Source organism: Pseudomonas subflava (assembly GCF_023823685.1).
Taxonomy (GTDB): Bacteria; Pseudomonadota; Gammaproteobacteria; order Pseudomonadales; family Pseudomonadaceae; genus Aquipseudomonas; species Aquipseudomonas subflava.
Genome location: NZ_JAMXBF010000006.1, coordinates 395,511 through 408,369 on the forward strand (window position 1 = coordinate 395,511; position 12,859 = coordinate 408,369).

General features: G+C 67.2%; 10 protein-coding genes and 1 pseudogene. 3 read left to right on the top strand and 8 right to left on the bottom strand.

Translation table 11 applies throughout. The annotated features are described in order from the left end of the window. Positions 1 to 4: 4 nt before the first annotated feature. From treS to NF616_RS11050, 3 genes are all read left to right on the top strand, one after another. Positions 5 to 3,298: a maltose alpha-D-glucosyltransferase gene (gene treS / locus NF616_RS11040; RefSeq protein WP_252273316.1), complete on the top strand. Its 3,294-nt coding sequence runs from the start codon at positions 5 to 7 to the stop codon at positions 3,296 to 3,298. Further along, positions 3,295 to 5,463 (top strand): 1,4-alpha-glucan branching protein GlgB, encoded by a 2,169-nt coding sequence (glgB, locus tag NF616_RS11045; protein ID WP_252273317.1) that lies wholly within the window; start codon positions 3,295 to 3,297, stop codon positions 5,461 to 5,463. The genes treS and glgB overlap by 4 nt, the downstream gene beginning before the upstream one ends. A 145-nt stretch (positions 5,464 to 5,608) precedes the next feature. Then, positions 5,609 to 6,052, top strand: a complete 444-nt coding sequence (locus NF616_RS11050) for a PA2169 family four-helix-bundle protein (RefSeq protein ID WP_252273318.1) — start codon at positions 5,609 to 5,611, stop codon at positions 6,050 to 6,052. A gap of 48 nt (positions 6,053 to 6,100) precedes the next feature. Here the strand turns inward: NF616_RS11050 and NF616_RS11055 are convergent, their stop codons facing one another. The 8 genes and pseudogenes from NF616_RS11055 to NF616_RS11090 all read right to left on the bottom strand — a co-directional run bounded on the left by NF616_RS11055 (position 6,101) and on the right by NF616_RS11090 (position 12,831). After that, positions 6,101 to 7,432: a cation:proton antiporter gene (locus NF616_RS11055; RefSeq protein WP_252273319.1), complete on the bottom strand. Its 1,332-nt coding sequence runs from the start codon at positions 7,430 to 7,432 to the stop codon at positions 6,101 to 6,103. Further along, complete coding sequence (locus NF616_RS11060) at positions 7,429 to 7,566, bottom strand: DUF2474 domain-containing protein (protein WP_252273320.1); 138 nt, start codon at positions 7,564 to 7,566, stop codon at positions 7,429 to 7,431. Before NF616_RS11060 ends, NF616_RS11055 begins: the two co-directional genes overlap by 4 nt. Beyond that, a complete protein-coding gene (gene cydB, locus NF616_RS11065; protein WP_252273321.1) occupies positions 7,547 to 8,554 on the bottom strand; it encodes a cytochrome d ubiquinol oxidase subunit II in 1,008 nt (335 codons plus the stop codon). Before cydB ends, NF616_RS11060 begins: the two co-directional genes overlap by 20 nt. Further along, positions 8,514 to 9,961: pseudogene (locus tag NF616_RS11070) on the bottom strand (cytochrome ubiquinol oxidase subunit I); the annotation flags it as partial. The gene cydB and the pseudogene NF616_RS11070, both read right to left, overlap by 41 nt. An 18-nt stretch (positions 9,962 to 9,979) precedes the next feature. Next, positions 9,980 to 10,483: a DUF4142 domain-containing protein gene (locus NF616_RS11075; RefSeq protein WP_252273323.1), complete on the bottom strand. Its 504-nt coding sequence runs from the start codon at positions 10,481 to 10,483 to the stop codon at positions 9,980 to 9,982. Positions 10,484 to 10,551: 68 nt separating this feature from the next. Further along, positions 10,552 to 11,322 carry an alpha/beta hydrolase family protein gene (locus tag NF616_RS11080; RefSeq protein ID WP_252273324.1) on the bottom strand — a complete coding sequence of 257 codons (771 nt, stop codon included), beginning with the start codon at positions 11,320 to 11,322 and terminating at the stop codon, positions 10,552 to 10,554. Beyond that, entirely contained in the window at positions 11,306 to 12,406 is a 1,101-nt protein-coding gene (locus NF616_RS11085; RefSeq protein WP_252273325.1) for a DUF3182 family protein, read from the bottom strand. Before NF616_RS11085 ends, NF616_RS11080 begins: the two co-directional genes overlap by 17 nt. Further along, positions 12,403 to 12,831 (bottom strand): hypothetical protein, encoded by a 429-nt coding sequence (locus NF616_RS11090; protein WP_252273326.1) that lies wholly within the window; start codon positions 12,829 to 12,831, stop codon positions 12,403 to 12,405. The genes NF616_RS11085 and NF616_RS11090 overlap by 4 nt, the downstream gene beginning before the upstream one ends. Between the last annotated feature and the right edge of the window lie 28 nt (positions 12,832 to 12,859).

The following is a 12,859-nucleotide window of genomic DNA, read 5'->3' on the forward strand; positions in this document are numbered from 1 at the left end:
ACGCATGGCCCGAGCCAAGCCCTTCCTCGACGACCCGCAGTGGTACAAGGACGCGGTCATCTACCAACTGCACGTGAAGTCTTTCTACGATGCCAACAACGACGGCATCGGCGACTTCGCCGGCCTGATCGACAAGCTCGACTACATCGCCGACCTGGGCGTGAACACCCTCTGGCTGCTGCCGTTCTACCCCTCGCCGCGACGTGACGACGGCTACGACATTGCCCTCTACAAGGGCGTGCACCCGGACTACGGCACCCTGGCCGATGCCCGGCGCTTCATCGCCGAGGCGCACAAGCGCGGGCTGCGGGTGATCACCGAGCTGGTCATCAACCACACCTCCGACCAGCATCCCTGGTTCCAGCGCGCGCGGCGCGCGAAGAAGGGCTCCAAGGCGCGCGACTGGTACGTGTGGTCCGACACCGACGACAAATATCCGGGCACGCGCATCATCTTCCTCGACACCGAGAAGTCCAACTGGACCTGGGATCCGGTCGCCGGCCAGTACTTCTGGCACCGCTTCTATTCGCACCAGCCGGACCTCAACTTCGACAACCCACAGGTGCTGCGTGCCGTGCTCGGGGTGATGCGCTACTGGCTGGACATGGGCGTGGACGGGCTGCGCCTGGACGCGATTCCCTACCTGATCGAACGCGACGGCACCAACAACGAGAACCTGGCCGAGACCCACGTGGTGCTCAAGCGCATCCGCGCCGCACTGGACGAGCGCTATAGCGACCGCATGCTGCTGGCCGAGGCCAACCAGTGGCCGGAAGATACCCGCCCGTACTTCGGCGGCGAAGACGGCGGCGAGGGCGATGAATGCCACATGGCCTTCCACTTCCCGCTGATGCCGCGCATGTACATGGCCATCGCCCAGGAAGACCGCTTCCCGATCACCGACATCCTGCGCCAGACCCCGGAAATCCCGCCCAATTGCCAGTGGGCGGTGTTCCTGCGCAACCACGACGAGCTGACCCTGGAGATGGTCACCGACGACGAGCGCGACTACCTGTGGAACTACTACGCCGCCGACCAGCGCGCGCGCATCAACCTGGGCATCCGCCGACGCCTGGGGCCGCTGGTCGAGCGTGACCGGCGCCGGGTGGAGCTGCTCAACAGCCTGCTGCTGTCGATGCCCGGCACGCCGGTGCTGTATTACGGCGACGAGATCGGCATGGGCGACAACATCTACCTGGGCGACCGCGACGGCGTGCGCACGCCGATGCAGTGGTCAATGGACCGCAACGGCGGCTTCTCCCGCGCCGACCCGGCCAAGCTGGTGCTGCCGCCGATCATGGACCCGCTGTACGGCTACCAGACCATCAACGTCGAGGCCCAGTCCCGCGACAACCATTCGCTGCTCAACTGGACACGGCGCATGCTTGCCGTGCGTAACCAGCAGAAGGCCTTCGGTCGCGGCAGCCTGAAGATGCTCGCGCCGAGCAACCGGCGCATCCTCGCCTACCTGCGCGAATACCGTGGGCCGGACGGCCGCGAAGACAGCATCCTGTGCGTGGCCAACCTGTCCCGCGCGGCCCAGGCGGTGGAACTGGAGCTGGCCGCCTACGACGGTCGGGTACCGGTGGAGATGGTCGGCGGCGCCTCGTTCCCGCCGATCGGCGAGATGACCTATCTGCTGACGCTGCCGCCTTACGGCTTCTATTGGTTCTACCTGGCCGACGCCTCGCAGATGCCCAGCTGGCACGTGGCGCCGGTGGAACGCATGCCGGAGCTGCCGACCCTGGTGATCAAGCGTGACCTGCAGGAACTGGTGCAGGCGCCGGCGCGCCGCGTGCTGGAAAACGACGTGCTCGCCACCTACCTGGGCAAGCGCCGCTGGTTCTCCGCCCACGCCGAGGCGAGCGGCACACCGACCCTGGACTACGCCTTGCCCTTCGGCGACCTGCGCGCCCTGGCCGAGGTCACGCTGGGCGGCGAGCGCTACCAGCTGCCGCTGGCCTATGTCGACGAAAAACCGAGCGGCAGCCCGCTGCCGCAGCAGCTGGCCCTGGCGCGTCTGCGCCGCGGCCGCCAGGTCGGCCTGCTGACCGATGCGTTCAGCGTGCCGGACTTCACCTACGAGGTGCTCGCTCACCTGCACGGGCACCAGGTGCTGCCGGCCGGCGATGGCGAGATCCACTTCCTGCCGACGGCGAAGTTCGCCGAGTACCCGGCGGTGCCGGGCGAGGAGGTGCAGGTGATCTCCGCCGAGCAGTCCAACAGCTCGGTGATCATCGGCGAGCGCATGGTGCTCAAGCTGGTGCGCCGCCTGTTCCCGGGCGTGCACCCGGAGGCGGAGATGGGCGGCTTCCTCACCGCCCGCGGCTACGCCAATGTCGCGCCGATGCTTGGCGAGGTGCGTCGCGTGGACGCGCAGGGCCAGCCTCACACGCTGATGATCCTGCAGGGTTACCTGAGCAACCAGGGCGATGCCTGGAGTTGGACCCTGAACAACCTCGAGCGGGCCATTCGCGACGAGCTGAGCGGCGGTGGCGCCGGCGAGCACGAATACGACGCGCTGGCCGAGCTGCAGACCTTCGCCGCCGTGCTCGGCCGCCGCCTGGGCGAGATGCACCAGGCGCTGGCCCAGCCCAGCGACGATCCCGCTTTCGGCGCGCGGCCCAGCGACGAGCAGGACAGCGCGCAGTGGGGCGAATCCATCAGCGCCCAGCTGCAGCAGGCGCTGGACGCCCTCGACCGCGGCCGCGAACACCTCAATGAGGCCGACATGGCCGAGCTGGACGGGCTGCTGAACCAGCGCGAGGCGCTGCAGCGGCTGGTCACCGACCTCGCCAGCCTGGCGGCCGGCGGCATCCGCATTCGCGTGCACGGCGACCTACATCTGGGCCAGGTGCTGGTGGTGCAGGGCGATGCCTATCTGATCGACTTCGAGGGCGAACCGAGCCGTACCCTGGAGCAGCGCCGCGAGCGCCACAGCCCGATGAAGGATGTCGCCGGCATGCTGCGCTCCTTTGACTACGCCGCGGCGCTGGCGCTGCGCAATGCCCAGGGCGCCGACTCGTCGGCGGAAACCGAGCAGCTGCGCCAGCGCCTGGTGGCGCGTTATCGCAGCGAGGCACGCACGGCCTTCTACGACGCCTACCGCCTGGCGGCCGCCGATCTGCCGCACGAGTGGCATGCGCGTGAGGGCGAAGGCGCCGCGCTGGCGCTGTTCAGCCTGGAGAAGGCGGCCTACGAGGTGCTCTACGAAGCGGCCTATCGCCCCGACTGGGTGGGCGTGCCGCTGCATGGATTGCTCGAACTGATTCATCAATTGCAAGGACATCGTCGATGAACGATTTGGAACGCCTGCGCCGCGCAGAGCACGGGGACCCGTTCAGCTATCTCGGGCCCCAACGCGACGAGCAGGGGGCGCTGGTGCGCGCGTGGCTGCCCGGCGCCCTGGCGGTGGAACTGATCGCCGCCGACAACGGCGAAGTGATCGGCGCCATGCGTCTGGAAGACGCCGCCGGGCTGTTCAGCCTGCGTCTGGACGAGCCGCGCCGTTATCGCCTGCGCATCCACTGGCCGGAGAGCGAGCAGGAGATCGAGGACCCCTATTCCTACGGCCCGCTGCTGGGCGATATCGACCTGTACCTGTTCGCCGAAGGCAACCACCGCGACCTCGGCCGCTGTTTCGGCGCCCAGCTGACGGAAATCGACGGCGTGCCTGGCGTGCGTTTCGCCGTGTGGGCGCCGAATGCTCGGCGCGTCTCGGTGGTGGGTGGCTTCAACGGTTGGGACGGCCGTCGCCATCCGATGCGCCTGCGCTACCCGAGCGGGGTGTGGGAGCTGTTCATCCCGCGCCTGGCCGTGGGCGAGGTGTACAAGTACGAGATTCTCGGTAGCGACGGCGTATTGCCGCTCAAGGCCGATCCGCTGGCGCTGCAGGGCGAGGCGCCGCCGGCTACCGGCTCGCGGGTCGCGGCGCCGCTGCAATTCGAATGGCACGACCAGGACTGGCTGGCGCGGCGCAAGGAGACGCAGGGCCACGACCGTCCGCTGAGCATCTACGAGATGCACGTGGGCTCCTGGCAGCATGTGGACGATCGCCCGCCGAGCTGGGCCGAACTGGCCGAGCGGCTGATCCCGTACGTGCAGGACATGGGCTTCACCCATATCGAGCTGCTGCCGATTATGGAACACCCGTTCGGTGGCTCCTGGGGCTACCAGCCGCTGTCGATGTTCGCGCCGACGTCGCGCTACGGCTCGCCAGCGGATTTCGCCGCCTTCGTCGATGCCTGCCACCAGGCCGGCATCGGCGTCATCCTCGACTGGGTGCCGGCGCATTTTCCCACCGACGAACACGGCCTGGCGCGCTTCGACGGCACGGCCCTGTACGAATACGCGCACCCCTTCGAGGGGTTCCACCAGGACTGGGATACCTACATCTACAACCTCGGCCGCACCGAGGTGCACGGCTTCATGCTGGCCTCGGCGCTGCACTGGCTGCGCATCTATCACATCGACGGCCTGCGCGTGGATGCGGTGGCCTCGATGCTGTACCGCGACTATTCGCGCAAGGACGGCGAATGGATTCCCAACCGCCATGGCGGCCGCGAGAACCTGGAGGCCATCGAGTTCCTCCGGCGCCTCAACGACGTGGTGGCCAGCGAGGCGCCGGGCGCCCTGGTGATCGCCGAGGAATCCACCGCCTGGCCGGGCGTGAGCCGGCCGAGCGGCGAGGGCGGGCTGGGCTTCGCCTACAAATGGAACATGGGCTGGATGCACGACAGCCTGGCCTACATCCACGAAGACCCGGTGCACCGCAGCTTCCACCACCACCAGCTGACGTTCGGCCTGATCTACGCCTTCTCCGAGCATTTCGTCCTGCCCATCTCCCACGACGAGGTGGTGCACGGCAAGGGTTCGCTGCTGGGCAAGATGCCCGGTGATCGCTGGCAGCAGTTCGCCAACCTGCGCCTGTTCCTGTCCTACATGTGGATGCACCCGGGCAAGAAGCTGCTGTTCATGGGCTGCGAGTTCGGCCAGTGGCGCGAGTGGGACCACGACCAGCAACTGGACTGGTACCTGCTGCGCTATGGCGAGCACAGCGGCGTGCAGACGCTGGTGCGCGAGCTGAATCGTTTGTACCGCGAGCGCCCGGCGCTGCATCGCCAGGACAGCCGCGCCGAGGGCTTCCAGTGGCTGATCGGCGACGACCAGCGCAACAGCGTGTTCGCCTGGCTGCGACACGCCGAGGGCGAGGCGCCGCTGCTGGTGGTGCTGAATTTCACCCCGGTGCCGCGCAACGGCTACCACGTCGGCGTGCCGCAGCGTGGGCGCTGGCAGGTGCTGCTGAACAGCGATGATGAACGCTTCCTGGGCTCCGGTGCCGGCAGCCGTGGCGAGCTCGATTGCTCGATAGAGGCGGCCCACGGCCAGGCCCAGTCGCTGAACCTCGATCTGCCGCCGCTGGGCCTCCTGGTGCTCGCGCCGATGCCCGAGCACAACGGCTAAGTGCTTGATCTAGAGGCCCTACCGCCCATCGGGTAGGTGGAACGTCCATCGAAGCGGCCGAGTCGATTCCTTCAAGCGGCGCAGGCAACTGCGCCTCTCCAGTCATCCAACCAGCCGCCGGCAAGCCCGGCAAAGGAAGAGAGTGATGAGCGACACCATCAAGATCCTCAACAACCTGATCGAGACCAGCAAGGACGGCGAGGCCGGTTTCCGCACCTGCGCCAAGGACGTCAAGGACACGCAGCTGCAGTCCCTGTTCAACAACCGCGCCCGCGAGTGCGCCGCTGCCGCCGGTGAGCTGCAGGGCCTGGTGCTCGAGCTGGGCGGCAAGCCGGAAGACAGCACCAGCGTGGGCGGCGACATGCACCGCCGCTGGGTAGACCTCAAGTCGCTGATCACCGGCAAGAGCGACGAGGCCATCCTCAACGAGTGTGAGCGTGGCGAAGACGTGGCCAAGAAGCACTATGCCGAGGCCCTGGAAAAGGATCTGCCGCCGAATGTGCGCGAAGTCGTGCAGCGTCAGTACGCCGGCGTGATCCGCAACCACGATCAGATCAAGGCCCTGCGCAACGTCGCACGCGCCAGCTGATCGAACCTGCGGTAACCAAGGCCCATGAGCTTCGGCTCATGGGCCTTTTTATTGGCGCCGTTCGTAGAGCCCGAGCAGCGGCTGGGTGGTCAGGCCGTGCAGCAGGATACTCAGCGCCACCACGCTGAGCACCAGGTCGGTGGCCTCGCGGCCGCTCAAGGGCGGCAGGTCATGGTTCACGGCATAGCTGAGGTAGTACAGGCTGCCGATGCCGCGAATGCCGAACCAGCCCACGAAGAGGCGCTGGCGCAGCGGCAGCAGGCGCTCGCGGACCAGCAGCACGACCATGGCCGGGCGCACCAGGCAGAACAGCGCGAGACCCAGCGGCAGGGCGCGCCAGTCCCAGTGCTGGACCAGCAGTGCGCCGAGCAGCGTGACCATGAACACCTCCAGCAGGCGCTCGAGCAGCCCGCCGAAGGAGAGGATGTCGGCCATCACCGCGCCCGCGGCGATCTGCGGGTGTTCGCCGGGGTTGCTGCCGAACTCCACTACCGGGGCGGCCTGGCCTTCCTCGCGCAGGGTGCCGGAGGCGGCTTCCTCGGCCGGCACGGCGTCGTGGCCGCTGGTGTCCACCTCGGCATGGCGCAGGCCCACGCCGGCGCAGAAGGTGGCGAGAAAGCCCCAGGCGCCGATGGTCTCGGCGCAGGCGTAGGAGATGGCGATCAGCGCCAGGGCGAGGAAGTCGTTGGCGCTCACCACCGTGTCGTTGTGCCGGGCGCGCAGATAGATCACCAGGCGGCCGGTGCCGCGGCCCAGGAGGTAGCCGAGCAACAGCGCGGCCGGCACGGCCCAGAGCACGTCCTTGGCGAACCAGAACAGCCACTCGTTGGCATTCGGGCTTTCGAACTGCAGCAGCATGATGCCGGCGATCACGAAGGGAAAGGCGACGCCATCGTTCAGTCCGGCCTCACCGGAGATGCTGTAGCGCAGGCGGTCGACATCCCCCGCGCCACTGACCTGCACCAGGCTGGCCAGCACCGGGTCGGTGGGCGAGAGGATGGCAGCCACCAGCAGCGCAAGTCCCCAGCTCATGTCGAGCAGCGAATGGCCGATCAGCGTCAGCCCGAAGATGGTGCCGACGAGCACGGGCGCCGCCAGCAGGTAGGCGGTCCGCCATTCCGGCGCCCGCAGTGGCAGGCGCAATTTGAGGCCGCCGATGAATAGCGAGATCAGTACCGCCGATTCCGCCAGGTGCTCCAGCCAATGGCTGATGTCGCCGATATCCTGTTGCCACAGGCCGAGGCCGATCGGCCCCACGCCCAGGCCGAACAGCAGGTAGAGCACCGAGGAGGAGACGGGCAGCAGACGCAGATAAGCCGAAGCCAGGGCAAGCACCAGTAGCAGGGTGCCGAGCACCAGCAGCCACTGGCTGAAGGTCATGGCGTAGTCAGGCCCGCGGCGCTCATGAACTGACGCAGCAGCCAGGCGAACCCGGCCAGGGTCAGGACACTGGCGGTCCAGATGCCCAGCAGCCAGGCCAGCCGGCGCAGGGTTTCAGTGGTAGCCCTGGTCATGGGTCACCTTGCCGCGGAAGACGTAATAGCTCCAGGCCGTATAGCCGAGAATGAAGGGGATGATCAGCAGCGCACCGACCAGGGCGAAGCCTTGGCTCTGGGGCGGCGCGGCGGCGTCCCAGAAGGTCACGTCCGGTGGCACGATGTTCGGCCACAGGCTGATGCCGAGGCCGGCGTAGCCGAGGAAGATCAGCACCAGCGTCAGCACGAAGGGCTTGGCGTTGTCGTAGCGCGCCACCGAGCGCAGCAGTTGTTGAAAGGTCAGCAGCACCAGCAGCGGCACCGGCATCAGCCAGAACAGGTTCGGCAGGCTGAACCAGCGTTCGGCGATGGCCCCGTGGGCCAGCGGCGTCCACAGGCTGACCACGCCGATCACCGCCAGCAGCACCAGCGCCAGCGGCCGGGCCAGGTCATGCATGCGTTCCTGCAGCGGACCTTCGGTGCGCATGATCAGCCAGGTGCAGCCGAGCAGCGCATAGGCCGCCACCAGGCCGAAGCCGCAGAAGATGGGGAAGGGCGCCAGCCAGTCCAGCGAGCCGCCGGCGAACTGGTCGCCTTCCACCGGCAGGCCGTTGATGAAGGCGCCGAGCACCACGCCCTGGGCGAAGGTGGCGACCAGCGAGCCGCCGATGAAAGCCTTGTCCCACACGTGGCGCCAGTGTTCCGAGGCCTTGAAGCGAAACTCGAATGCTACGCCGCGGAACACCAGGCCGATCAGCATGAACATCAGCGGCAGGTACAGCGCCGAAAGCACCACCGCGTAGGCCACCGGGAAGGCGCAGAACAGCCCTGCGCCGCCCAGCACCAGCCAGGTCTCGTTGCCGTCCCAGATCGGCGCCACCGTGTTCATCATCACGTCGCGGTCGCCGCGCTCCCGGAAGAACGGGTAGAGCATGCCGATGCCCAGGTCGAAGCCATCCATCACCACGTACATCATCACGCTGAAGGCGATGATCACGGCCCAGATCAGCGACAGTTCGATGCCCATGCGTCAGCCCTCGTCCACGCGTTCTTCGGGGGCCGACAGCGGCCGTGCCGGCGTGCGCGGCCGACCGGCGCCGCCATCGTTGGTCTCGCGGCCTTCGTGCGGCACCGGCCCCTTGCGCACCAGGCGCAGCACGTAGACCAAGCCGATGCCGAAGACGAAGAAGTACACCACCACGAAGGTCACCAAGGTCACGCTCAGCTGCGTCACGCTGTGCGCCGACACCGCGTCGCGGGTGCGCATCAGCCCATACACGATCCAGGGCTGGCGGCCGATCTCGGTGGTGAACCAGCCGGCGAGGATCGCGATCAGGCCGCTGGGACCCATGGCCAGCACCAGACGCAGGAAGGCACGCGACTGGAACAGGCGTCCGCGCCAGCGCAGCCACAGGCTCCACAATCCGGTGAAGATCATCAGCAGACCGAGCGCGACCATGATGCGGAAGGTCCAGAACACCACGGTGGAGTTGGGACGGTCTTCCGGCGCGAAATCCTTCAGGGCGGGAATCGGCTCGGTCAGGCTGTGGTTGAGGATCAGGCTGCCGAGTACCGGGATCTCCACCGCGAAGCGCGTTTCCTCACGCTCCATGTCCGGCCAGCCGAACAGGATCAGCGGTGTGGGCCCGGGCTCGTCGTTGCTCCAGTGGCCTTCGATGGCGGCGATCTTCGCCGGCTGGTGCTGCAGCGTGTTGAGGCCGTGGGCGTCGCCGATCACTGCCTGAATCGGCGCCACCAGCAGGGCCATCCACATGGCCATCGAGAGCATCTTGCGCACGCCGGGGTTGTCGTTGCCGCGCAGCAGGTGCCAGGCGGCCGAGGCGCCGACGAAGAACGCGGTGGCGAGGAACGCCGCTACTGCCATGTGCGTCAGTCGGTACGGGAATGAAGGGTTGAAGATCACCGCCAGCCAGTCCACCGGAATGACCCGGCCATCGATGATCTCGTAGCCCTGGGGCGTGTGCATCCAGCTGTTGGACGCGAGGATCCAGAAGGTCGAGATCAGCGTGCCGATGGCCACCATCACCGTGGCGAAGAAATGCAGGCGCGGGCCCACGCGGTTCCAGCCGAACAACATGACGCCGAGGAAGCCGGCCTCGAGGAAGAAGGCGGTGAGCACTTCGTAGGTCAGCAGCGGTCCGGTGACGCTGCCGGCGAAGGTGGAGAAACGGCTCCAGTTGGTGCCGAACTGGTAGGCCATGACCAGGCCGGAGACCACGCCCATGCCGAAGTTGACCGCGAATATCTTCAGCCAGAAGTGGTAGAGGTCGCGGTAGACCTCCTTCTCCGTCTTCAGCCAGAGCGCCTCGAGCACGGCCAGGTAACTGGCCAGCCCGATGGTGATGGCGGGGTAGAGGATGTGGAAGGAGATGGTGAAGGCGAACTGGATTCTTGCCAGGTCCAGGGCTTCCATGGAGTGCTCCCGGAGCGGCTATGGGCGGTTTCGTGCCAGCAGGCGGGCTGTTTGCAATTGAGCCTTGAGCACTGGCAGCTTGGTTCGGGCAAAAGATTGCAGTTCGGTATCGCCCTTTTCGGCGGCCTGGCTGAACAGTTCGACGCGCTGTTCGTAGCTGCGCACCTGCAACTCGGCGAAGCGCGCATCGAAGTCGTCACCGTCGAGCTGTTTCACCTCTTCCTTGGCGGTCTTCTGCAGCTGCTCGTCGCTGGGCAACTGCAGCTGCCGTTCACGGGCGAAGGTTTCCAGGTCGGCATTGTTGCGCGGATGGTCGGCGACCACGTCCTGGGCGAAATCCTTGATCTCGGCCGATTCGCTGGTGCGCAGCGCCACCTCGGCCGCCTCGTTGGCGGTGAGGTTGGCGGTGACGGCTTGCTCGACGAAGCGCTGTGCGTCGACCTCGTCGGCCGCGGCCAGAGGGGCAAATAGAGACAGCAGCAGCCAGATACCGACGCCGCGTGGAATGCCCGAAAGAACCATGGCAATGCCTCCTCCGTTGTTCATTGCAAGGACTGTGACGAGGGCGAGCGGCCAGGGTTCAACGTTTCTCAGGAGTAGATCGCCAGGTGATGCGGGTAATCGCCGATGCGCGCGCCGATGACCATCTCGCTGATCCAGGTGGTGAGCACGGTCGTATAGGCCCGCTGGGCGCTGTCGCTGCTCAGGGAGTGATCGGCGCCATCGACGATGCGATGGGTCAGCGAATGGGCCTTGATGAAGGCCGCGCGATAGCTCATCAGCGTGGTATGCGGCACGAAGTCGTCGTGCTCGGACTCCACCAACAGCACGTCGCCCTCGAATTCCGAGCAGGCCGACAGGGCGCGGTTGCCCTGGGGCGGGACGAAGGTGTGGCGGTACTCGGCCAGGCGCTGGCGGTCCAGGCTGTCCTTGGGCGCGTCCCATTCCTCGTCCCAGTACAGCGCCGGCACCCGCAGTGCCAGCCATTTGACCGGGCGCAGGGTGCTGAGGATGGCGGACAGGTAGCCACCGTAGCTGGTGCCGATCACGGCGATCGACTCGATATCGGTGGCCGGGTGGCTGGCGAGGCGGTCATAGGCGGCCAGGATGTCGGTGAGATTCTGCTCGCGGGTCACGCTCTGCTTGCGGTCGCGGGTCAGCTCGTGGCCGCGCAGGTCGAAGGTCAGGCACACGCAGCCGAGCCCGGCAATGCCCTTGGCCCGCGCCAGGTCGCGCTCCTGGCTGCCGCCCCAGCCGTGCACGAAGAGGATGCCGGGGACCTTGGTCCTGGGCGACACCATGGTGCCGGCGATCACTTCCTCTTCCACCTGGATCTCCACCTTTTCACTGCAGGATGTCATGGGACTCCACCTTGACGTATTTGCCGAGCAGACCGACTTCCGGCTCCTCGCCGCGATACAGCAGCAGGGCGTCGTCCGGCGGCGTGCTCTCTCCGTAACATTCGTAGGTCGAGGCGCGCAGGCTTTTCAGCTGCGGGTCGGCGGCGAAGGCCTCGAGGGCGAAGATTTCCGCCGCACTGGCGCCGCCGATGCGCCACGACTGCTCCAGTACGCCGGAGCGCTGCCGGCCTTGGCAGTCGACGCCCTGGGCCACGTCATAGTTGCGCCGCGAGGCGAGCAGGCCGAAGGCGTCGATGGCCGCGCGTTCGTACAGCTGCGCCTGGGACACGGCCAGGCGGATGGGCTCGGGCATGTCCAGGCGCATCAGCTGCGCGTAGTCGCCGCGTACCAGCGTCAGGTCGGAGCCGCCGTACACCTCGGCGCCGGTATTGTCGCGAGTCAGGCGCTGGCTGCCGTAGTAGCTGGCGACCAGGCCGGCGACATGCACCTGGCCGACGCTGTAGGTCACCACCTCGGTGAGGTTCTCCTCCAGCACCAGGCCCCAGGTCGCGATCTCGTTGGCGTCCTGCTCGGCCAGGCACTCGGCCAGTTCGGTGGCGTTGCGGATCACCTCCTGGCCGCGCCCGGCCTTGCCGCGCACCGGCTTCAGGCGGATGGCGCCCTGTTCCAGCAGGCGTTCGCCGGCGCGCTGAGCGTGCTCCAGGTCGAACAGCGTGCTGCCGCCGAGAATGGCGCCCGCCACCTGCTCGGAAAACGCCTTCGACCAGCCCGGCGGTTCCCGACCGTCGGCGGCGAGCGGGTGGCTGATGGCCTTGGTTCCCATGAATGGCTGCTCCACCATGCCGCCAAAGAAATCCTCGACGCCACCGATGCCCAGCTCGCGACAGCGTCGTGCGCCTATTAGCGTCTCGCTCGGAATCCAGTAGAAGGTGCCGCCGGCCCCGCGCCCGGCCTCGTGCTCGCCGAGGAAACGGGTGCCGAGCAGGGCCGCGATCTTGCGCCCCAGCACCTGATGCACGGCCCGCTCATGCTGGCTTACGCCGGCCTCGTCGGGCAGCAGGAGAACGCCGTCCCTATGCTTCATCGATCTTTCCATTCGCCCCCGCTCACTTCGCAGTCCTTACGGGCCTGGGTGCGATCCTCCAGGCCGTAGTAATAGGTAACCACCTGGGCGTCGTCCGGCACGTTCGCCTCGTTGGGCTCCGGGTTGTTGCTCGACGACTTGTGGTTGGCGAGCGCTTCCTGGGTCAAGGCGGCGGTGCAGCTGGCCTTGTAGTCGCCCTCGCATTGGGCGACCTTTTCCTTGCGGCTGCCGAGGGTCGCCTGACTCTCGTTGCTGCACGACCAGTTGATCGAGCCCTCCGGCATGCCCTTGAACTCGTAGCAGCTCTCGGTTTCGACGGGCTCCACGCCGGGGCTGGCGGAGCGGGTTAGGATGTGGCAGCCCTCGGCCATGGCCAGCGGGGCGAGCATGCTGCCGATCAGCAATAACGCGGTCTTGGCGATCATTCGATGCCTCCGGTTCGGTACGCGGTCC